This is a genomic window from Gilvirhabdus luticola (genome assembly GCF_040117515.1).
Classification (GTDB): domain Bacteria; phylum Bacteroidota; class Bacteroidia; order Flavobacteriales; family Flavobacteriaceae; genus Gilvirhabdus; species Gilvirhabdus luticola.
In genome coordinates, this window is sequence record NZ_JBEEEN010000002.1 from 434,007 (window position 1) to 457,399 (window position 23,393).

At 32.8% G+C, this 23,393-nt stretch carries 19 protein-coding genes and 1 riboswitch; of the genes, 7 read left to right on the forward strand and 12 right to left on the reverse strand.

Features of this window, described 5'->3' with window-relative positions:
* Nucleotide 1: 1 nt before the first annotated feature.
* From AAFP94_RS06500 to AAFP94_RS06510, 3 genes are all read right to left on the reverse strand, one after another.
* Nucleotides 2-1,168 carry a trans-sulfuration enzyme family protein gene (locus AAFP94_RS06500; RefSeq protein WP_316661723.1) on the reverse strand — a complete coding sequence of 389 codons (1,167 nt, stop codon included), beginning with the start codon at nt 1,166-1,168 and terminating at the stop codon, nt 2-4.
* 3 nt (nt 1,169-1,171) lie between these two features.
* Nucleotides 1,172-4,576 (reverse strand): bifunctional aspartate kinase/homoserine dehydrogenase I, encoded by a 3,405-nt coding sequence (thrA, locus tag AAFP94_RS06505; protein ID WP_316661724.1) that lies wholly within the window; start codon nt 4,574-4,576, stop codon nt 1,172-1,174.
* 66 nt (nt 4,577-4,642) lie between these two features.
* Nucleotides 4,643-4,754, reverse strand: a riboswitch (SAM riboswitch).
* 86 nt (nt 4,755-4,840) lie between these two features.
* Nucleotides 4,841-6,397, reverse strand: coding sequence for a hypothetical protein (locus AAFP94_RS06510; RefSeq protein WP_316661725.1), 1,557 nt, complete (start codon nt 6,395-6,397; stop codon nt 4,841-4,843).
* A gap of 146 nt (nt 6,398-6,543) precedes the next feature.
* Between AAFP94_RS06510 and AAFP94_RS06515 the strand changes: the two genes are divergently transcribed.
* The 5 genes from AAFP94_RS06515 to ppgK all read left to right on the forward strand — a co-directional run bounded on the left by AAFP94_RS06515 (nt 6,544) and on the right by ppgK (nt 11,739).
* Nucleotides 6,544-7,719 (forward strand): 2-isopropylmalate synthase, encoded by a 1,176-nt coding sequence (locus AAFP94_RS06515; RefSeq protein ID WP_316661726.1) that lies wholly within the window; start codon nt 6,544-6,546, stop codon nt 7,717-7,719.
* Between the two features lie 2 nt (nt 7,720-7,721).
* Complete coding sequence (gene leuC / locus AAFP94_RS06520) at nt 7,722-9,104, forward strand: 3-isopropylmalate dehydratase large subunit (protein WP_316661727.1); 1,383 nt, start codon at nt 7,722-7,724, stop codon at nt 9,102-9,104.
* Nucleotides 9,105-9,695, forward strand: a complete 591-nt coding sequence (gene leuD / locus AAFP94_RS06525; RefSeq protein ID WP_316661728.1) for a 3-isopropylmalate dehydratase small subunit — start codon at nt 9,105-9,107, stop codon at nt 9,693-9,695.
* 6 nt (nt 9,696-9,701) lie between these two features.
* Nucleotides 9,702-10,820, forward strand: coding sequence for a 3-isopropylmalate dehydrogenase (gene leuB, locus AAFP94_RS06530; protein WP_316661729.1), 1,119 nt, complete (start codon nt 9,702-9,704; stop codon nt 10,818-10,820).
* A 169-nt stretch (nt 10,821-10,989) separates the two neighbouring features.
* The gene (ppgK, locus tag AAFP94_RS06535; RefSeq protein ID WP_316661730.1) at nt 10,990-11,739 is read left to right on the forward strand and encodes a polyphosphate--glucose phosphotransferase; all 750 of its coding nucleotides are present in this window, start codon (nt 10,990-10,992) and stop codon (nt 11,737-11,739) included.
* On the opposite strand, the gene argH is transcribed toward ppgK, so the two are convergent.
* From argH to AAFP94_RS06580, 9 genes are read right to left on the reverse strand one after another with little or no spacing between them, the layout of a single operon-like run.
* The gene (argH, locus tag AAFP94_RS06540; RefSeq protein ID WP_316661731.1) at nt 11,736-13,010 is read right to left on the reverse strand and encodes an argininosuccinate lyase; all 1,275 of its coding nucleotides are present in this window, start codon (nt 13,008-13,010) and stop codon (nt 11,736-11,738) included. The two genes, ppgK and argH, sit on opposite strands and share 4 nt — an antisense overlap.
* Before the next feature lie 10 nt (nt 13,011-13,020).
* Entirely contained in the window at nt 13,021-14,082 is a 1,062-nt protein-coding gene (locus AAFP94_RS06545; RefSeq protein WP_316661732.1) for a M20 family metallo-hydrolase, read from the reverse strand.
* Nucleotides 14,079-14,855, reverse strand: coding sequence for an acetylglutamate kinase (argB, locus tag AAFP94_RS06550; RefSeq protein WP_316661733.1), 777 nt, complete (start codon nt 14,853-14,855; stop codon nt 14,079-14,081). The genes AAFP94_RS06545 and argB overlap by 4 nt, the downstream gene beginning before the upstream one ends.
* Before the next feature lie 2 nt (nt 14,856-14,857).
* Complete coding sequence (locus AAFP94_RS06555; RefSeq protein WP_316661734.1) at nt 14,858-15,793, reverse strand: Rossmann-fold NAD(P)-binding domain-containing protein; 936 nt, start codon at nt 15,791-15,793, stop codon at nt 14,858-14,860.
* Nucleotides 15,790-16,917, reverse strand: a complete 1,128-nt coding sequence (locus tag AAFP94_RS06560; RefSeq protein ID WP_316661735.1) for an aspartate aminotransferase family protein — start codon at nt 16,915-16,917, stop codon at nt 15,790-15,792. Before AAFP94_RS06560 ends, AAFP94_RS06555 begins: the two co-directional genes overlap by 4 nt.
* Complete coding sequence (proC, locus tag AAFP94_RS06565; protein WP_316661736.1) at nt 16,914-17,714, reverse strand: pyrroline-5-carboxylate reductase; 801 nt, start codon at nt 17,712-17,714, stop codon at nt 16,914-16,916. The genes AAFP94_RS06560 and proC overlap by 4 nt, the downstream gene beginning before the upstream one ends.
* Nucleotides 17,715-17,724: 10 nt before the next feature.
* Nucleotides 17,725-18,702 (reverse strand): N-acetyl-gamma-glutamyl-phosphate reductase, encoded by a 978-nt coding sequence (argC, locus tag AAFP94_RS06570; protein ID WP_316661737.1) that lies wholly within the window; start codon nt 18,700-18,702, stop codon nt 17,725-17,727.
* The gene (locus AAFP94_RS06575; RefSeq protein WP_316661738.1) at nt 18,699-19,883 is read right to left on the reverse strand and encodes an argininosuccinate synthase; all 1,185 of its coding nucleotides are present in this window, start codon (nt 19,881-19,883) and stop codon (nt 18,699-18,701) included. The genes argC and AAFP94_RS06575 overlap by 4 nt, the downstream gene beginning before the upstream one ends.
* Nucleotides 19,880-20,503 carry a GNAT family N-acetyltransferase gene (locus AAFP94_RS06580; RefSeq protein ID WP_316661739.1) on the reverse strand — a complete coding sequence of 208 codons (624 nt, stop codon included), beginning with the start codon at nt 20,501-20,503 and terminating at the stop codon, nt 19,880-19,882. The genes AAFP94_RS06575 and AAFP94_RS06580 overlap by 4 nt, the downstream gene beginning before the upstream one ends.
* Nucleotides 20,504-21,091: 588 nt before the next feature.
* On the opposite strand from AAFP94_RS06580, the gene AAFP94_RS06585 reads away from it, so the two are divergent.
* Together AAFP94_RS06585 and AAFP94_RS06590 are read left to right on the forward strand one after the other, a co-directional pair.
* Entirely contained in the window at nt 21,092-22,801 is a 1,710-nt protein-coding gene (locus AAFP94_RS06585) for a GMC family oxidoreductase (protein WP_316661740.1), read from the forward strand.
* Nucleotides 22,802-22,805: 4 nt separating this feature from the next.
* Nucleotides 22,806-23,393, forward strand: a complete 588-nt coding sequence (locus AAFP94_RS06590; RefSeq protein WP_316661741.1) for a gluconate 2-dehydrogenase subunit 3 family protein — start codon at nt 22,806-22,808, stop codon at nt 23,391-23,393.

Consider the following 23,393-nt stretch of genomic DNA (forward strand, 5'->3'; position numbering starts at 1 on the left):
ATTATTGTAATGCCTGATTCAAATCGTTAATTACATCTGAAACATCCTCTAATCCAACCGAAACTCTAACTAATCCATCAGAAATACCAACTTCCAACCTATCTTCTTCACTTAACTTGCTATGGGTTGTACTAGCAGGATGAGTAACAATGGTTTTTGTATCACCCAAATTTGCCGAAAGTGAACATAATTTAATCGAGTTTAAAAAACTTCTTCCTGCTTCAATACCTCCTTTAACCTCAAAAGCTACAATATTACCTCCTTTTTTCATTTGTTTTTTTGCAACTTGATATTGAGGATGTGATTTTAAAAATGGATATTTTACCCAATTCACATTTTCATGATTTTCTAAAAACTCTGCTACCTTCAACGCATTCTCACAATGTTTATCTACTCTAACAACCAGTGTTTCCAAACTTTTAGAAAGTAACCATGCATTAAAAGGTGATAATGATGGACCAGTGTTTCTAGAAAACAAATAAATCTCTCTTATTAAGTCTTTTCTACCTACTGTTATTCCTCCAAGAACACGACCTTGACCATCCATAAGTTTGGTAGCTGAATGAACAACTAAATCTGCACCAAATTTTATGGGTTGTTGCAAATAAGGTGTTGCAAAACAATTGTCTACAACTAATATTAGATTATGCTTATTTGCAATTTTTCCTAATAATTCCAAATCCAGAACATCAACTGCAGGATTTGTTGGAGATTCAGCAAATAAAATTTTCGTTTTCGGTGTAATTAAACTTTCTATTGTATCAGGTTCGTTTACATTAAAATAGCTTGTTGTGATATTCCATTTAGGAAAATAATTTGTAAAAAGAACATGTGTAGACCCGAACACAGATCGTGCAGAAACTATATGATCTCCACTATTTAGCAGTGCTGCCAAACTTGAAAATATAGCAGCCATGCCAGTTGCAAATGCAAAGCCATCTTCTGCGCCTTCCATTTTACAAACTTTATCTACAAATTCTGAAGTATTTGGATTTGTAAAACGACTGTAAATATTTCGTTCTTTTTCTTCTGTAAAGGAAGCTCGCATTTCTTCAGCATTCTCAAATACAAAGCCTGAAGTCAAGTACAGTGGACTTGAATTCTCTAAAAATTGTGTGTGTTCTATTTGCGTTCTTATTGCGCTTGTTTCAAAATTATCTTTGCTCATTATTTAAATGTTTTTTTCTGTTAATCTTAATATGTCCCCAAATACACCTCTTGCTGTAACCTGTGCTCCAGCTCCAGCTCCTTGAATAACTATAGGATGTTCACCATAAGATTCGGTGTAAATTTCAAAAATGGTGTCTGAACCTCCTAAAGAACCTAAAGGTGAATTTTCTGGAACTGAAACCAATTTTACTTCTAATTCTGCACCATACTCATTCTCTAAATTACCATGTAAATCTCCTACATACCTTAAAACTTCATTAGGTTTTAGATTCTTTTTTAAATCTTCAAATTGTGCATTGAGTCCATTCAATAAATCTAAAAATGTTTCCAATTGAATCTCTTTTAAGTTTTCTGGAATTAAACTTTCAATCTGAATATCAGAAATTTCATTATACAAATCAAGCTCTCTAGCTAAAATAAGTAGCTTTCTTGCTACATCCTTACCAGATAAATCTTCACGAGGATCTGGTTCTGTTAATCCAAGTTTCATAGCTTCCTCTAATATTGTTGAAAACTGTTTTTCTTCGACAGAAAACTTATTAAACAGATAACTAATAGACCCAGAAAAAACACCTCTAATTCTTGTAATATTTTCTCCAGATAGATGCAGCAGTTTAATAGTATCTATTAAAGGTAAACCTGCACCAACATTGGTTTCGTACAGATATCTCTTTTGATATTTTTTAAGGTTATCACGCAATGAATTATAGAAGTCTAAATGAATTGTGTTTGCGGTTTTGTTTGAAGACACCAGATCAAAACCATTCTCAATTAAAGTATTATAATTTTCTACGAAATCTTTACTGGCAGTATTATCTATTGCTATTAAATTTTCCAAATGATGTTCTTTAGCAAAATTAAGAACATCTGTTATTTGATAGCTATGGGCATGAGATTGCAAGTCTTTTTTCCAATTGTTACCTACTCCGTTTTTATTCAACAAGGCATGTTTAGAATTGGCTATGCAAAAGATGTTGAGTTTAATTCCTTTTCGTTTTTCAATATCGTCTTGAGATGAAATCACCTGATCTATCAATGCACCGCCAACCAAACCATGACCAAAGACAGCAAGGTTCACTTTTTTAGATATGCCAAAGATTTCACCATGAATAACATTAAGAGCTTTATGTAATTCTTGTTTTTTAACCACCAAACTCACGTTGCTTCCAGTAACTGTGTTATTGAATAAAAGTGGTATGATTTGATTTCTAATTAAAGCATTGAAAGGTTTATGGAAAGTGCTTAAATCCTGCCCTATTATAGAGATTACAGAAACATTGTCAATAATTGAAATGTTATTTACATCTTTTGAGTAGAAGTCATTTTCGAATTCTTGCTCTAAAGCAATAACAGCATCTGAAGCTTTTGTGGCATCTACAACAAGGCCTATTCCTCTTTCCGAAGAGCCTTGAGAAATAATACTAACACTAATATTTTGATTACTCAATGCCTTAAAAATTCTGGCATCTACACCAACTTTTCCAAGAAGTCCTCTTCCTTCAAAATTAACCAACGCTACATTTTCTAAAACCGAAAGTGACTTAATACCCTTACGATTTGTCCTTGCTTTTATCAGTGTTCCTTGATCTTCGGGATTGAAGGTGTTTAAGATTCTTAATGAAATATTCTTCTCTAATAAAGGAATTATGGTTTTGGCATGTAAAACTGTGGTTCCAAAATTAGCAAGTTCATTAGCTTCGCTATAAGATAGTTCATCTATCCGTTTTGCGTCATGAACCAAATCTGGATTTGCTGTATATATACCATCGATATGTGTATAATTTTGTAGCTCTTCAGCGTCTAAATAATTAGCTAATAAAGATGCTGTATAGTTGCTTCCGTTTCTACCTAACGTTGTGGTTTCGTTGTTTTTATTAGAGGCTATAAAACCCGACACAACATTGACAACATTTCCGTTTTTTTGCTTAAAATATTTTAAAATATTTTCTTTTGAAATGTGAAGGTTAGGCTGCGCTTCTCCAAAAACATCGTTGGTTTTTATTAAGTTTCGTGAATCTACAGCTTCGGCATCTATATTATTCTGTTTTAGCAAGTATGATATCGTTTTTATCGATAACAACTCGCCTTGAGCTAAAACTTCATCTTTAGTCTTTTTGCTATAGTCTCCAATTAATTTTACACCATTAAAAAGGCGCTCCAAAGTTGAAAACTCTTCTGAAAAGTCTATTTCATTTATTCCATATTTTTGATATTCTTTAAAGCTTTCAAATTCTTCATCATAAGATAGATTGTTTCTTGCTTTATCTAAAATGGTTTCAAGTTGGTCTGTTGCATTACCTCTAGCAGAAACAACAACCGTTATTTTTTCACCTTCTTCTATTTTATTTTTTATAATAGAAATGGCTCTATCTAAACCATTTTCATTAGCAAGGGATTTTCCTCCAAATTTTAATACTTTCATTCTTTTACTTTCTGAATTTGGTCTGAAAATGCTTTCAATAATCTTTTCAAGTTGTTCATATTCTATTAAAAAGGCATCGTGTCCATGCACCGAATTAATTTCATTATAGGTTACGTTAGGATGTGTTAATGCCAATTGCTTATATGTTTCTTTATTTTCTTCTGCTGTAAAAAACAAATCCGAATCTACTCCAATAATATGTATGTTTGAATTGATAGAATCCAACACATTAAAATCTTCCTGTCTATCTTTTGTAGCATCAATAGTTTTTAACAATTGATTCATTAATTTATATGCGGACAACTGAAAGCGTTCCTGTAATTTATTGCCATGATGGAGTAACCAACTCTCTACATTAAAGATTTTTAATTCTTGATTTTTGGTGCGTTGAAATCTTTCTTTAAAAGATTTTGGTGTTCTATAGCACAGCATAGCATGCATTCTGGCATCATGAACAGGATTGTTGGAATTTAGTAGAAATTGCTCCTGTATCTGACAATTTGCAATGAGCCAATCCGTACTCTTCCAATCTGTAGCAATAGGTATAAGGTGTTCAGTGATATTAGGATTAATCACTGCCATTTCCCAGGCAATGCCACCGCCTAAAGAACCTCCTATAACAGCGAAAAGTTTATCGATTTTTAAAGCCTCAATACCTAAAAGAAAAATCCTGGCAATATCTCTTGCTATAAAATCTTTATAATTTTCTATCACAAAACCGTCATAGCCATTTCCGGGAATATTGAATGCAAGTAAAGTATAAGAATTGGTGTCAATTACTTTTTTATTTCCTATAAGATCCTTCCACCAACCATCTTTTCCACATACATTACTATTTCCGGTTAAGGCATGGTTAACCAATACAACAGGTGCTTCACCCAAAGGTTTACCAAATAACTGATAACTTAAACGAATTGTCTCATAAGAAACTTTATTTTCAGTTTTAAAATTAGATAATGTAATATGTTTTAAATCACTTTTCAATGCGATGCATTTTAATATTTACTAAATGCTATCTGAAAAGTGTATTACTAAAATTGAAGTAATATTTGGTTATCTATCAATACCTAAAGAGGTATAAGTAGAATTTAGCACCTTCTTTACTAATAAAGGGTTGCTAAGGCTTCAAAGGGTCTATTCCCTCCACCTTTCTTGATAACAATTCAGTAAATGTTTGAACTTTGTGCCACAAATATTCAGTTAGAAAATTTTAAAAACCAAATTTTTTATGACTTATTTTAAAAATTTCTAAATTTTTTCTCTTTCCAATTGTTCTAAAAACTTGGTTCTAATAATCTGATCTACAGGTTTATTTTGGATCTTACTTTCTAGCCATGAAATAATATCTAAATACAAAAATGCGCGTCTCTCATATGGATGGTCTTCATACTGTTTTAACTTTTCATGAAGGTTGATGAAGGCTGTTTTTAACTCATGTGGATAAATATCTCCCAATCCTCTTAAGAATTTAATCATCTCTTTTTGAACTTCATATAGGTCTTCCATTTTGATTAAGAACTTATAAGTGCTTCTTATCTGAATATCCAAATTATAATCCATACCCGCTTCGTAATGTGCAACCAGATTTAATATTCTTGAAAAACACAATAGATCTTCACGCATTTCAAGAGACTTATTATTAATTATTTTGGTTAAATAATCAATGCATTTCTTAAAATCACCAGCTCCAAAATATAAACTGGCAATCTTGTAATAGAATACCATAACATGATGCTCATCAATTTTGTTTTTATACTTTTTAAGGTTTTCCAAAACTTCTACTACCAATGATAACCCTTCATGAAATGTGCCTTCCATAAAATGAAGATTGATTTTATTATTGTATACATACATAAAAATCAACCCGTTTACATTATCATCTATCGGAAACCATTTCTCTTTGGTTATTGTCTCTAAATTATTTAATGTGCTTTTAAATTTTTCGTGATAATTAATGTAAAAGAGAGTCTCTAGCAAGTAATGATTTCCTCTCAAGAAAAAAACTGGATTCAATTCAATCATATGCTTATTTTCATAAAATAAATCAACCCACTTGGAAGCATATTTGTAACACGATAAAAAATCATGAGTTAAAAAACTATACCACAGATAGGCTTTATAAAGCCATAATTTTTCTCGAAAACCTAATTTATTGATATCATATTTAGGTAATCTTGCATGAAAGTATTTAGTAATGCGTTTATTCTCCTTATCATTTTTTACATAACCTGTCTTTAAAAATAACCCATATAGTTGAAGTGATAAATTCGAAAGTTTACTAGCTAAAACATTTTGTACACTCAATTCTTTAGCCTGTATAGTAAGCTCATCTGCTCTACTGCTGATACTTCTGGTTATATATTGCGATTCTATAACCTTTTCAAGCTCAATGATTTCATAAGCTATATTTTTCTCTTCATTTTCTATGGCAAGAGTTTTTGCTTTATCTAAAATCTTTAAGCTTTGTTTATACAACCCTTTATGGTAAAGAATGGTGGCAAAATCCAATTGTTCACGTATTTGAATCCGGATGTTTTGATGTGAAGGGTTTAACCTTAAACTAATCAAGATTTGCTTGTATAAATGTGCTTTTAGGTTTGAAAGTTGTTGCTTTTTAACAAAATCATTTTTTAAAATGGTAGGTTCATCATATACAGTTAATTTATCTAAAATATTAAAGAGCATCAAAAATTTTGAATCCTCATTTACTCCCAATCTTCCAACATAAAGTTTGAATTGTCTTTTTTCAGATTTGGACAAGGACTTTATCAGAATAAACAAATTATCTTTTTGCTCTTTAGTCATAGTATAAAAATCAATTTATATAATTGATTATCAAGAATATAACAAAATATTTCTTAATTAAACATCGTAAAATCATAATGATTAATTCTCATTAGAGAAATCCAAAATATAAATTCGTATAACAATACGAAAATATATTTAAACAAATGTCTATTTCTAACATACATATTTTTGATACAACGCTACGTGACGGCGAGCAAGTACCTGGCTGTAAACTCAATACCGAACAAAAATTAGTTATTGCAGAACAACTTGATTTTTTAGGTGTTGATATTATAGAGGCAGGTTTTCCTATTTCTAGTCCTGGTGACTTTATATCAGTTGAGGAAATATCAAAAATTGTGAAGAATGCAACAGTTTGTGGTTTAACAAGATCTGTAGAAAAAGATATAAAAGTAGCCGCAGAAGCTTTGAGATATGCTAAAAAACCGAGAATTCATACAGGTATAGGCACATCAGATTCGCATATCGTTCACAAGTTTAAATCAAATAAAGAAGATATTATCAAACGTGCTGTAGCAGCCGTAAGCTATGCAAAATCTTTTGTTGAAGATGTCGAATTTTATGCTGAAGATGCTGGAAGAACAGATAACGAATACCTGGCAAGAGTTTGTGAGGCCGTTATAAAAGCAGGAGCAACTGTTTTAAATATTCCAGACACTACAGGATACTGTTTACCAAGTGAATATGGTGCAAAAATGAAATATCTTAAAGAGAATGTCGAAGGTATAGAGAACGCCATATTGTCCTGTCACTGTCATAACGATTTGGGTCTGGCAACAGCCAATTCCATTGAAGGTGTTATCAATGGAGCAAGACAAATAGAATGTACCATTAATGGTATTGGTGAACGTGCAGGTAACACGGCTCTTGAAGAGGTTGTTATGATTTTAAAACAACATCCATATTTAAAACTAGATACTAATATTGATACATCAATGTTATATGGTATTAGTCAATTAGTATCAGACAGTATGGGAATCTATACGCAACCAAACAAAGCCATTGTTGGAGCCAACGCATTTGCACATAGCTCTGGTATACATCAAGATGGTGTGATAAAAAATCGTGAAACTTACGAGATTATCGATCCAAAAGATGTAGGTGTTACAGAATCTGCTATTGTTTTAACCGCAAGAAGTGGTCGAGCAGCATTGGCATACAGAGCTAAAAATATTGGTTACGAACTAACTAAACTTCAACTTGATGAAGTTTATGCCAACTTCTTAAATTTTGCAGATAAAAAGAAAGAAATAGACGATTCTGACATTCATAAAATAATAGAAACTAGTAAAGTTTATAACGAAATCATAAATTCATAATAATGGGTAAAACATTATTCGATAAAGTTTGGGATGCACATGTGGTCGATTCAATAGAGAATGGACCACAAATTTTATATATAGACAAACATTTAATTCATGAAGTTACAAGCCCTCAAGCTTTTAACGAATTAAGAGAACGCAATATTCCAATTGCAAGACCAAAACAAGTAATTGCAACAGCAGATCATAATACCCCAACAATAGACCAACATTTGCCGGTTAAGGATGAACTATCTAGAAAACAGTTAGAACAACTTTCAACAAATTGCAAGGAAAATGGTATCACACTGTACGATTTAGGTCATCAATACAATGGTATAGTTCACGTCATGGCTCCAGAATTGGGTATCACACAACCTGGAATGACGATGGTCTGCGGAGATAGTCACACTTCTACTCATGGTGCATTTGGTGCTATTGCTTTTGGGATAGGCACAAGTCAGGTTGCACAAGTTTTTGCAAGTCAATGTTTGTTATTACAAAAGCCAAAAAGTTTACGCGTAAATGTTAACGGAACATTGAAAAAAGGTGTCTATCCAAAAGATGTTATTCTCTATGTCATTTCAAAATTAGGAACCAATTCGGGTACAGGTTATTTCTGTGAATATGCTGGAAATGTGTTCGAAGAAATGAGTATGGAAGGCAGAATGACCGTTTGTAACATGAGTATAGAAATGGGAGCTCGTGGTGGTATGATTGCACCAGACGTAACAACTTTTGAATATGTAAAAGGAAGAGAATTCGCGCCAAAAGGTGAAGAATTTGACAAAAAAGTCGCTTACTGGAAATCTCTTCCTAGCGATGCAGATGCTGAATTTGACAAGGAATATTTCTTTGATGCAGCAGATATTGAACCTATGGTTACTTATGGTACAAATCCTGGAATGGGAATTAAAATAACAGAAAATATTCCCGAATTAAACGATGCCTCTTTTGAAAAATCTTTGAAATATATGAACTTTCAAAAGGGTGAATCTTTAATCAATAAACCTATCAACTATGTGTTTATTGGAAGTTGTACCAACTCCAGAATTGAAGACTTTAGAGTTGCTGCAAACTACGTAAAAGGCAAGCATAAAGCCTCAAATGTTACCGCTTGGTTAGTTCCGGGAAGTAAACAGGTTGAAGCTCAAATAATAAAGGAAGGTTTAAAAGATATTTTTGACGAAGCAGGTTTTAAACTACGCCAACCTGGATGTTCAGCTTGTTTAGCAATGAATGATGATAAAATTCCACAAGGTGAATACTGCGTTTCTACATCCAATAGAAATTTTGAAGGTAGACAAGGACAAGGCGCAAGAACTATATTGGCGAGTCCTTTGGTTGCTGCAGCAACAGCTGTTGAAGGAAAAATTATAGACATAACAAAACACTTAAACTAAATGGAAAAATTTACAACATTACATTCCACCGCAGTTCCTTTAGATATTAAAGATGTAGATACAGATCAAATAATTCCTGCTCGTTTTTTAAAAGCAACAGACAAAAAAGGATTTGGAGATAATGCTTTTAGAGATTGGAGATACGATAAAAATGGAAAGCTCAATGAAGATTTTGTTTTAAACGATTCAACCTATTCAGGAAATATTTTAGTTGCTGGTGATAATTTTGGTTGCGGTTCCAGTCGTGAGCATGCACCATGGGCTTTAGTTGGTTATGGTTTTAAAGTCATTGTTTCAAGTTTCTTTGCCGATATTTTTAAAGGTAATGCTTTAAATAATGGTTTATTACCAGTACAAGTGTCACCAGAGTTTTTAAAAGAGTTAATGTCTGAAATTATAAACAATCCAGAAACAATTGCTACTGTGGATTTGGGGGCACAAGTGATTTCTGCTAAAAATGGTTCTTTATCAGAATCTTTCGAAATTGATCCTTATAAAAAAACATGCATGATTAATGGCTATGATGATATTGATTTTTTGTTGAGCAAAAAAGATGCTATCGAAGCCTTTGAAGTTGAAAATCAATTTTAGTTAACAATGAAATTAAACATTGCTGTTTTACCAGGTGATGGTATTGGTCCAGAAGTTACAAATCAAGCAATTAAAGCCTTGAAAGCTATTGCGATTGAATTTGACCATACGTTTAATTTTAAACAGGCTCCTGTTGGAGCTATTGCGATTGACAAACATAACAATCCTTTACCTGATAGCACTTTAGACTTATGTAAGTCTACCGATGCTATTTTATTTGGAGCTATTGGTGATCCTAAATATGACAATGACCCAACAGCAAAAGTAAGACCAGAGCAAGGATTATTAAAACTTCGTAAAGAACTCGGGTTGTTTGCAAATATTCGTCCGGTAAAAGCTTATGATACTTTAATATCAAAGTCGCCTTTAAAAAAGAATGTCATTAAAGATACAGATATCTGTATTTACAGAGAACTAACTGGAGGCATTTATTTTGGTGAGAAGAAATTAAGTGATGATGGTGATACTGCTTCTGATTTATGTGAATATTCAAGATACGAAATAGAACGGATTGCTCATTTAGCCTTTAAATCCGCACAGAACAGAAAGAAAAAGGTGACGTTGGTTGATAAAGCCAATGTACTTGAAAGCTCAAGATTATGGCGTAAAGTGGTTGGAGAAGTTGCAAAAGATTATGCAGATGTGACGTTAGATTTCTTATTTGTAGATAATGCAGCGATGCAGATGATTTTAAACCCGAAACAGTTTGACGTCATTTTAACAGAAAATATGTTTGGCGATATTATTAGTGATGAAGCCAGTGTGATTGGAGGTTCTATTGGTTTATTGGCTTCAGCTTCTGTTGGAGAAAAGTATGCTATGTTTGAGCCAATTCATGGCTCCTATCCACAAGCCAAAGGAAAGGGTATAGCAAATCCTATTGCATCTATTTTATCGGCGGCAATGCTACTAGACCATTTTGAATTATTTGAAGAATCAGAACTGATTAGAAAAGCTGTTGAAAAGGCATTGAAGTTACATGTCACAACACCAGATATAAACACAAAGTATCATCATGTCACAACTACGAAGGTTGGTGATTTTATTGAAGATGTTATTAATAATCCTAATGATAGTAACTTAAATTTTACTAACATACATTTAGGGCAATCTACAATCATTTAGTTATTTAGGTTGGCTATAGCTTAATGATGTATTCCGAAAAAGCGCATTTTAAAATGCGCTTTTTTATTTTCATTTATGGAATAATAAAGTTAATTCAGTAAATAAAGAAACCCTTTTTATGTCAACCTAAAAGTTTTATTACTTTTGAAAAAATAACTAAACACAAAGTATGGATGTTCTTGGTATAGATATAGGTGGCACTGGAATGAAAGGCGCACTAGTAAATTCAGTAACAGGAAAATTAGTTTCTACAAGGTATAGAATTAAAACCCCAAAATCAAGACATCCTCATGAGATGGCTCAAGTCTTCAAGAAAATTGTAGAACATTTTAACTATAACGGTCCTGTAGGATGCGGATTTCCAACAGTCATTAAACATGGTGTCTGTAAAAGCTCTGGCAATTTAGATGATGAATGGGAAAATCTAAATGTAAAAGAATTATTCACTAATGCTTGCGGTTTACCAGTTACTATTATTAACGATGCTGATGCCGCAGGATATGCTGTAATGAATTATGGTATTGGTAAAGGTAAACTAGGTTTGGTGCTTATGATTACTATTGGTACTGGGTTGGGAAGCGGTGCATTTTTAGATGGTGAACTTATCCCTAATTTTGAATTGGGTCAAATTCCTTACAAAAAATATAAGAAGATTGAATCTTGGGCTTCTGCTGCTGCCAAGAAAAAAGAAAAATTAAGTTATAAAGAATGGGGGAAACGTTTTAATAAATTTTTAGAGTTAGTTGAATTAATAGTTTGTCCAGACATCATCTATCTTGGAGGTGGCACTTCTGATGATTTTGACCAGTTTAAAAAATGGATTACTATTGAAACACCTGTTATCCCAGCACATTTAGGAAACCACGCCGGTATTGTAGGAGCTGCCGCCGCTGCCTTACATCAAGGCCCTAAAGATTAATTAGGAAATTTTTCTCTAATCTTATCTAAACTTAAATTGCCTATACTGCCTACATGAGTATGCCGTTTTGAAGTATCTGGTTTGTAAGTTCCGTCTTGAACTTGACCTCCAATTTTTTGGTAAGCTTCTCTAAAACTCATACCACTTTCTACTAAAGTGTTTATATTATCAACAGTAAAAAGGTATTGGTATTTGGTGTCGTTTAAGTCAATCTCATTGACATGTACTTGTTGAATGGCATAATTAAAAATATCTAATAGATCTTTTACATCTTCAATAGCTGTTATCATGTTTTCCTTTAATAACTGGAAATCACGATGGTAACCACTTGGCAAATTATTGGTTATTAAGACCATTTCAGTATGTAACGCTTGTATTTTATTTGACTTACCTCTTATCAATTCAAATACATCTGGATTCTTTTTGTGTGGCATGATGCTGCTGCCTGTAGTCAATTCGTCTGGAAAAGTAATAAACCCAAAATTCTGGCTGTTGTACAAGCAGACATCCATAACAAATCGAGCCAAAGTGTTACATAAACTTCCGAGAGCTAAAGCAATGGTTCGTTCGCTTTTTCCTCTGCTCATTTGTGCAGCAACCACGTTGTATTTTAAAGTGGAAAATTGTAATTCTTTGGTTGTAAAATCTCTGTCTATTGAAAATGAACTTCCGTATCCAGCAGCAGAACCTAACGGGTTTTGGTCAACGGTTTTTAAAGCCGCTTTGAGTAAATATACATCATCAATCAAAACTTCTGCATATGCAGAAAACCATAAACCAAATGAAGATGGCATGGCAACCTGTAAATGGGTATAGCCAGGTAAAAGTTTGGATTTATGAGTTTCAGCCAGTTCTAAAAGTGTATCAAAAAATATTCTAGTTTTTTGCTGAATATCTATTAATTGCTCTTTATAAAAAAGCTGAAGAGCCACTAAAACCTGATCGTTTCTTGAACGAGCTGTATGTATTTTTTTGCCGACATCACCAAATGTTTTTGTGAGTTCAAATTCAATTTTAGAATGCACATCTTCAAACTGCTCTTCTATTACAAAAGTACCTGCTTCAATTTGTTTTGATAAAACGTCCAGACCTTGTTCTAATTGTTGCAATTCTTCAGCAGATAATATTCCTATTTTATGTAACATCCTTGCATGAGCTAAAGACGCCTGTACATCATATTTTGCAATGTATAAATCTATTTCTCTATCGTTACCCACTGTAAATTGTTCAATCTTTTTATCTATGCTTATGCCTTTGTCCCAGAGTTTCATATCGTCTAATTTAAAGTACTTTTTTCAACAATTCAATATATATTTTAATACCTTCTTCAATCTCATCCAAATAAATAAACTCATCTGCCGAATGCGAACGCGTGCTATCTCCTGGCCCTAATTTTAATGACGGACAAGTTAATACTGCCTGATCTGAAAGCGTTGGTGAACCATAGGTTGTTCTTCCTAATTCCAATCCAGCTTTTACCAAATTATGCTCTAATGGAATGGATGATGAATTCAATCTTAAACTTCTCGGCATAATGCTATCACATGGTGATTCTTTTTGAAGGATTTCAACAATTTCTTTGTTAGAGTATTTGTCATTCACACGAACATCTACAACCAAACTCACCTCTGCTGGAACTGCGTTATGTTGTTTCCCAGCATTAATTTGTGTGACAGTCATTTTTACATCACCCAAAACAGGGGATGCTTTTTTAAACTTATAATCTTTAAACCATTGCAATACTGAAATAGTATTGTAAATGGCATTATCTTTATTTGGGTGAGCCGCATGACTTGGTGTTCCTTTTACAACAGCATCAAATACCACGAGACCTTTTTCGGCAACTGCAAGATTCATTAATGTAGGCTCACCTACAATTGCTACATCTACTTTTGGAATAATAGATAACATGCTATTCAATCCATTGTCACCACTGCTTTCTTCTTCAGCAGAAGCTACAATGACCAGATTGTATTTCAAATCTCGTTCATTATAAAAGTAGGTAAACGTTGCAATTAAAGACACCAAACAACCTCCTGCATCATTGCTGCCTAAACCATATAATTTTCCGTCTTCAACAATAGCTTTAAACGGATCTTTGGTGTAACCATTATTAGGTTTTACAGTATCGTGATGTGAATTGAGTAATAATGTAGGCTTGCTTTCATCAAAATATTTATTGGTTGCCCAAACGTTATTTTTTGTTCGTGTGTACGAAATGTTATGACGTCTAAACCAATACTCAATATGAGCAGCTGTTTTATCTTCTTCTGAAGAAAAAGATTCAGTCTCGATGAGTTTTTTCAATAAATCTATAGCATCTGTCGTTAAATCCTGTATCATTTGGTAAGCGTTGTGTGTTTTGAGTTATCATTAAAAAGCATTTCTGGTTTCCCAATACATACTTTATTTACATGATGGTTAATGGCATGAAAACAATTATTCAATTTTGGCAACATACCATCTGCAATAATACCTTCATCTATTAAACCCTTATAGGTTTTTGAATCGATATGTTGAATTACAGAATGGTCATCATTTACATTTTTTAATACACCGTTTTTTTCAAAGCAGTAATATAATTCAACTTTAAACTTTTGTGCGAATCCAATAGATAATTCTGATGCTATTGTATCTGCATTGGTGTTAAATAATTGCCCATTTTCATCGTGAGTAATGGCACAAAAAACAGGTGTTACACCATTATTTAAAAGTATTACAAGTGTATCTGTATTTACTTTTACTACATCACCAACATAGCCATAGTCAATGGATTCTACAGGTCTTTTTATTGATACGATTGTATTACCATCAGCACCGGAAAACCCAATAGCATTACAATGGTTTGCCTGTAATTTCGCAACTATGCTTTTATTTATTTTACCAGCATAGACCATAGTTATAATATCCAAAGTTTGTGCATCTGTAATACGTCTACCTTCAAACATTTTTACTTCAACATTCATTTGTTGAGTTAATTGTGTTGCTAATTTTCCGCCACCATGCACAAGGATTTTTGGTGATTCTATTTTAGCAAAAATTTCTAAAAATGAATGTAAAGCTCCTTCATTATCAATAATATTCCCTCCAATCTTTATAACCTTGAGTGTTTTCATTATTATAGGTTTTCCAAGATTTTCTTTAAAACAATTTGAGCAGCATAAGTTCTATTATTTGCCTGTGGAATAACCACTGAACTCTCACTGTCTAGTACTGCATCTTCAACAACAACATTTCTTCTTACTGGTAAACAGTGCATGAATTTTGCATTTCCTAATTTGCTTTTGGTCATCATCCAATTTTCATCTTGACTTAAAATTTTTCCATAGTCATTATAACTACTCCAGTTCTTCACATAGACAAAATCGGCATCTTTTAAAGCTTCTTCCTGATTGTAGTTAATAGGTGTGTCTTTTACAATGCCCTTATTCAACTCATAACCTTCTGGATGTGTGATTGTAAAATCTACATCCAAATTTTGCATCATTTGCACAAACGAATTTGCAACAGCTTGGGGTAATGCTCTTGGATGAGGCGCCCAAGACAAAACAACTTTAGGTTTAGGTTTATCTGTTAATTCAGTAATAGTAATGGCATCTGCCAAAGCTTGCATTGGATGTGCTGTTGCACTTTCCATATTTACTACAGGAACTGTAGCATACTTCACAAAACTTTTAAGTATGTATTCAGACTCATCTTTTGCTTTATCTTTTAAAGTTGGAAAAGCTCTTACAGCAATAACATCTGCATATTGAGAAATAACTTGAGCTGCTTCTTTGATGTGTTCTGAAGTATTCATGTTCATAACTGTTCCATCCTCAAATTCTAAACTCCAAGCATCACTAACATTAAGAACCATAACGTCCATTCCTAGATTTTTCGCTGCCTTTTCTGTACTCAATCTAGTGCGTAAACTTGAGTTGAAAAACAACATGACTAGGGTTTTATTTTTTCCTATTTCTGAATACCCATAGGGATTCATTTTTAATAAAATGGCTTCCTTCACCATTTCAGAAATGTTAGAAATATCGTTCATGTTCGTATATTTTTTCATTGTAATTCTTGCTTTAAAGCTTCAAAAAAAACATCAATATGTTTTTTCTGAACTGTTAGAGATGGAAGAATTCTAATCAAATTTGGATTTTTAGAGTTTCCAGTAAATATTTTGTGTTTGTTGATTAAAGTTTTTCGTAATTCAGCAATTGGGAAATCAAATTCCAAACCAAGCATCAAACCTCTTCCTTTAACAGTTTTTATTTTTGAAATTTCTTTTGCTTTTTCTTTAAAGTACACTGAAATTTCTTTTGCATTCTCCAGTAGATTTTCTTTTTCCAAAACATCTAAAACTGCCAATGATGCTGAACATGCCAAATGATTGCCTCCAAATGTAGTTCCTAATAATCCATAGGATGCTTTAATATTTGGATGGATTAAAATGCCTCCAATAGGAAATCCATTTCCCATGCCTTTTGCCATAGAAATAATGTCTGGAGTTATACCATGTTTTTGATAGGCGAAGAAATCTCCGGTTCTACCAAATCCACATTGAATTTCATCAGCAATCAATAACGTATTGTATTGTTTGCATAGTTTTTCCAATCCTTGATAAAATTCAGTTGTACTTTCATCCAAACCGCCAATGCCTTGAATGGTTTCAATAATAACGGCGCAAGTTTCGTTTTGCTTTAAAACAGATTCCACGTTATACAAATCACCAAATTCAGAAAAATTAACTTCTTGCTGTGTGTTTATAGGTGCAATAATTTTAGGATTATCTGTTGCTGCAACTGCTGCCGAAGTTCTGCCATGAAAGGAGTTTTTAAACGCTAAAACTTTCTTTTTATCGTTGTGAAAAGAAGCTAATTTCAATGCGTTTTCATTGGCTTCAGCTCCAGAGTTACACAAAAACAATTGATAATCTTTACATCCTGAAAGTGCTTCTAACTTTTCTGATAATTCTTCTTGTAACGGGTTTTGAATAGAGTTACTATAAAACCCTAATTTGCTAACTTGGTTGGAAATTGCTTTAACATATTTTGGATGAGAATGTCCAATAGCAACCACTGCATGTCCACCATACAAATCCAAATATTCAATATTGTTTTCATCGTAGACATAAACATCTTTAGCCTCTACTGGCGTAATATCAAACAATGGATACACATCAAACAAACTCATATCTGTTCCTTTTTAATGTTATTTATTTTATTAAAGGAAGCTACCATGCCTTGAATTAATGAGGAACTTAATCCTTTATGTTCCATTTCGTTCAATCCTTCTATGGTACAACCTTTTGGAGTGGTCACTTTGTCTATTTCCTCTTCAGGATGATTGCCATTTGTGATTAATAAATTGGCTGCTCCTTCACTAGTGTACATAGCTAATTCTTGAGCTTCTTTTGAATCGAATCCTAACTGAATTGCAGCTTGCGTAGTGGCTCTAATTAATCGCATCCAGAACGCAATACCACTGGCACAAACGACCGTTGCTGCTTGCATTTGAGATTCAGGAATAGCTAACGAATGTCCTAAACGGTTGAAAATAGCTTCAGCAACCTTTATACGTTTCTCTCCTTGCTCATTACAGCATAAACAGGTCATAGATTTTCCTACAGCAATTGCGGTGTTAGGCATAGACCTAATGATAAACTTATCACTTCCAACTTGTCCTTCAATTTTCGAAATAGTGTACCCGGTAATCGTTGAAATAATTACATGCCTTTCAGTTAAGTAAGGCGTAACGTCTTTTAATATTTTTTCAAAATGTGCAGGTTGTACAGCAAATATTAAAATATCTGATTGTTGAACTGCAAGGACGTTATCTGTAGTTACAGTAACGTTTTTATAACCTTCAAATTCTGAAAGTGCATTTAAATGCCGTCTTGTTAAATACAATGTTGTTATGGCATTGTTGGTAATTAAACCTTTTGCTATTGAGCGTCCTAAATTTCCTGTTCCTATAATGGCAATTTTCATAATTTCGGTTTTAAAAAAAGTTAGCTTTTAATTGTAATCCTTCGGTCTCTGGAAAGCCAAACATTAAATTCATATTCTGAATGGCTTGTCCAGAAGCTCCTTTTAAAAGATTATCAATAATACTAGTAATTAATAATTTGTTGTTGTGTTTATGCAAATGAATAAGGCATTTATTTGTGTTTACAACTTGCTTTAAATGTATTTGCTCATCTGACACAAATGTAAATTCAGCATCTTTATAATAACTTTGATAAAGGCTTTTTACGTCATCTTGAGAACCTTCAAATTTTGTGTAAGCAGTTACAAATATACCTCTAGAAAAATTTCCTCTATTTGGCATAAAATTGATTTCGGACTCAAAACTATTTTGCAGTTGTTTTATGGACTGATTAATTTCTCCAAGATGCTGATGTGTAAAAGGTTTGTAGTAGGAAAAGTTATTGTCTCGCCATGTAAAATGTGTAGTTTCAGACAAAGATGTTCCAGCTCCAGTTGAACCGGTAACTGCATTAACATGTAAATCTTCCTTAATTAAATTTGCTTTTGCTAATGGCAATAATGCCAACTGAATTGCAGTAGCAAAACAACCTGGATTAGCAACATAATTAGCATTTACTATTGCTTCCTTTTGCAGTTCTGGAAGACCATAAACAAAGGTTTTATTTTGAATTGTTTTATCTGCTTCTAACCTAAAATCGTTACTTAAATCGATAATTCTTGTTCTATTTGAAAACTGATGCTTTTCTAAAAACGCTTTTGAGTTTCCATGGCCAAGACATAAGAACAAAACATCTACGTTTGGATTGATTTCGCTTGAAAACACCAAATTTGTAGAGCCTATTAAATCCTGATGTACTTTACTTACTTTATTACCAGCGTTTGATGTACTGAATACAAAATTGATTTCAGCTTCAGAATGATTCAATAATAATCTAATAAGTTCTCCTGCTGTATAACCAGCTCCTCCAATAATGCCTACTTGTATCATAATTCTGAATTTACTTGATGATAAATTTTATTTTGATTGCCTAGAATTTTTATAAATCCTTTAGCTTCATCTGCTGTCCAGCCTTTGTTCATTTCACCATAACTTCCAAATTTTGCATTCATTAAATCGTGATCTGAACTGATTCCATCCAACGAGAAATGATATGGTTTTAAGCTTACAAATACATCACCAGAAACTTGTTCCTGACTGCTTTCTAAAAATGCTTCAATGTTTCTCATCACAGGATCCAAATATTGGCCTTCGTGAAGATGCATTCCGTAGAAACTTGATAAATACTCTTTATGCTGTAATTGCCATTTGGTTAATGTATGTTTTTCTAACAAATGATGTGCCTTTATGATTACTAATGCTGCTGCTGCTTCAAAACCAACACGTCCTTTAATGCCAACAATTGTATCACCAACATGAATATCTCTACCAATGGCATAAGCAGAGGCCAAATTATTTAAGACTTCAATATTGACTTCAGGTGTATTTTCAATACCATTTACAGCAACCAATTCACCCTTTAAAATGGTTAGGGTTACTTTTTCAGGTTCAGCATGTTTTAATTGGGAAGGATAGGCTGAATCTGGTAAAGGTATATTCGAAGTCAATGTTTCTTCTCCACTAACACTTGTACCCCAAAGCCCTTTATTGACAGAATACTTTGCCTTATCCCAAGACATATCAATCCCATTGGATTTCAAATAATCTATCTCTTCCTGTCTTGATAATTTATTATCTCTAATTGGTGTAATGATTTCTATTTCAGGCGCTAATGTTTGAAAAATCATATCAAAGCGTACTTGGTCATTACCTGCACCTGTACTTCCATGAGCAATATATTTGGCATCGATACTTTTGGCATATTCCACAATCTCTATGGCCTGAATAATTCTTTCCGCACTTACTGAAAGTGGATACGTATTATTTTTTAAAACATTTCCGAAGATCAAATATTTAATTACTTTATTGTAATACGATGTAACAGCATCAATATTCTTATAGGTTGAAACACCCATTTTATAGGCATTTGATTCAATGTTTTTAATTTCTTCTGTAGTGAAGCCTCCTGTATTAACACTTACTGCATGCACATCATAACCTGCTTTTGATAAACTCACGGCGCAATACGATGTATCTAATCCTCCACTATATGCGATTACTAATTTTTTCATTTCTTATTCTTTTTTAAAAACATGTTCTGTTTAATATTTTTTAAACGTGTCCAAACCTTCTTATCATAATTATGCTCATGTCCTTTTGAACCTTCTTGGTTAGAAGGATCATATAACATGCCTGTACACAAACACATTTTTTGTTCTGTACGTTGCAGCACATCATAATTCTTACACGTTTGGCAACCATTCCAAAAAGATTGATCATCTGTTAGTTCAGAAAATGTAACTGGTTTGTAACCCAAATCACTATTCATTTTCATCACAGCAAGACCAGTTGTGATACTAAATACCTTAGCATTTGGGAATTTATCTCTAGAATGTTGAAATATTTTGTGTTTAATCAATTTAGCTACACCTTGTCCTCTGTAATCAGGATGTACAATTAAACCAGAGTTAGCTACAAATTTACCATGTCCCCAAGCTTCTATATAACAAAAGCCCACAAATTTTTCACCATCAAGAGCAATGACAGCATTGCCATTTTCCATTTTAGTAATAATGTATTCTGAAGTGCGTTTAGCAATACCAGTTCCTCTAACACTCGCTGATTCTGTTATAGTATCTGAAATTATTTTTGCATGTACTGTATGTGATTTATCTGCTATAACAATTTCCATTGTCTTATTCTTTAATTAAATTTAAAATAATACTTTTCTGAAAACGGAACTGGACTCACCTGAAGCTCCAAAAATAGAAACACACCCTTACGGGCGACGCGGAAAAATATAACGCATACGAAAATTGCTATTTAGATAAATAACTAAATCTTGGAAGGCTGATATTATAACTGAATTGTACAAATTGAAAAAAATAAAATTAAACGTAATAATTAAGGTGCTATTAAAGAGTATTAGCTACGGCGATGGCGCAAGCGCAATCTGGGATGTGTACTACGTATTTTATTTTTGAGATAATTCATGACTGTAAAATTATTAATTTATTCTTCAAAAGCGCTTCTACCTCTAATTTTTTTGAAAAAATTATCAAAATCCATATTATCTAATGTTTTTTTTAGAATAATTCATTAAAAATGAAGAATTACTAAAATTCTTCAATGGTTTGTAATTGACATTTGAAAGTCAAAACTGTTTAATCCGTCAAATTACAAACTTGCCCGAAGCTCTAATTTTTTAATACTAATTAATTTATCTATTTTTAAAAACTATATATACTTCTGCTAATTTTATTAAAAATAACTTCTATATATGACAAAAAATTTAGATTATCTTGAAAGCTATGATGCAATAGTTGTAGGCACTGGTATTTCTGGAGGTTGGGCTGCAAAAGAATTGTGTGAAAATGGATTAAAAACTTTGGTACTAGAAAGAGGCCGAATGGTTAAACATATTGAAGGTTATCCAACTGCTAATCTTGATCCATGGGATTTACCAAATGGAGGAGCTCCAAAAAGAGAAACAAGGATTAGAAAATTTAAACAAGATAGAGATAGTTCAGCAACGGATGAAGATGTTCAGCATTTTTTTGTTGACGACATAAAACATCCTTATAATGAAGATAGACGTTTTGATTGGATTAGAGGTTATCATGTCGGTGGTCGTTCTATAATGTGGGGACGACATAGTTATCGGTTAAGCGATTTAGATTTTGAAGCCAATAAAAAAGAAGGAATTGCAATAGATTGGCCTGTTAGGTATAAAGATATTGCTCCATGGTATGATCATGTAGAAGAATTTATTGGTGTAAGTGGTGAAAATCTAGGCTTAAGTCACTTTCCTGATCAAAAATTATTGAAACCAATGCCCTTAAATTGTATTGAAGAAGATTTAAAAGGTGTTATTAAGGAAAAATTTAATGATAGAGTATTAACAGTTGGTCGTGTTGCACATATTACTGAAGGAACCAAACCTGGAATGGGAAGAAGTACTTGTCAATTTAGGAATAGATGTAAAAGAGGTTGTCCATTTGGTGCCTATTTTAGTAGTAATTCATCTACATTGCCTACAGCAGAAGCTACAGGAAACATGACATTAAGACCAAACTCAATAGTTTATGAAGTGGTCTATGATGAACAACTTGGTAAAGCTACAGGAGTAAAAGTCATTGATTCTGAAACCAATGAAAAATTCGAATTCAACGCAAAAATAATTTTTTTGTGTGCTTCAGCCATTGCTTCAGCTTCAATTTTACTTCAATCAAAATCTAAAAGATTTCCAAACGGATTAGGAAATGATAGTGGGGAACTCGGTCATAATATCATGGACCATCATTTTAAAGTAGGCGCTAAAGGAATTGCCAAAGGCTATGAAGATAAATACTATAAAGGAAGGAGGCCAACTGGCACTTATATGCCAAGATTTAGGAATATAGGAGGAGATACAAATCAAAAATCTTTTTTAAGAGGTTATGGATTTCAAGGAGGAGCAAGTCGAAGTGGAACTTCAGAATTAGTAGCCGAATTAAAATATGGAGCTCAATTAAAAGAAGAAATTTTAAAACCTGGAGAATGGCAAATGGATTTTCATGGCTTTGGTGAAACACTTCCAAATCATGACAACAGAATGTATCTTAATTATGAGAAAAAGGATAAATGGGGTTTACCCACTGTAACTTTTGATGCCGGTTTTGGAGAAAATGAATTAGCAATGCGTGAGGATATAAAACAACAAGCAGTTAAAATGCTTGAAGCTGGAGGTTTTAAAGATATTAAGACGTATGATGAAAAAATAGGTATGGGTCTTGGAATTCACGAAATGGGAACTGCAAGAATGGGGCATGATCCAAAAACTTCTGTTCTTAATAAATACAATCAAATTCATGCATGTACAAATGTTTATGTAACAGATGGTTCATTTATGACTTCAGCTGGAAATCAAAATCCATCTTTGACCTATATGGCTTTCACAGCAAGAGCAGCAAATTATGCAGCTGAAGAATTTAAAAAAACAAACGCTTAATACTATGAAAAGAAGAGAAGCATTAAAAAATATTGGTCTTTCGACAGGTTTTGTTTTGGCAACGCCTTCTGTTTTTAGTTTATTACAAAGTTGCAAAAGCGATGTCGCAGCATGGACTCCTACATTTCTAACTGAAGAACAAGGTATGGTATTAAAAGGTTTGATTGATGTTATATTACCTAAAACAGAGATTCCTTCAGCAAACGATGTGAATGTTGCTGAATTTATTGACAAGTATTTTGATGAAGTCTTAATGGAAAATGAACAAGATGAATTAAAAACTAGTTTTGATAATCTTACATCATTTTTGAAAACTAATTATAAAGATAATTTGTCAAAAATCAAGAGTGAAGACTATATGGATCTTCTTGACAATCATATGATATTAAATTCAGATGGAACTAAAGAACTTGATTCTAAAGCAAAAGATGTTTCAGGTTTACTAAATAGAATAAGAAGTATGTGCATTCATGCATACAGAATTTCAGAAACTGTAGGAGAAAACATTTTAGCATACGATCCTGTTCCTGGTGCTGCATATTGTGATGACCTAGAGAAATTGACTGGAGGAAAGTCCTGGTCATTATCATAA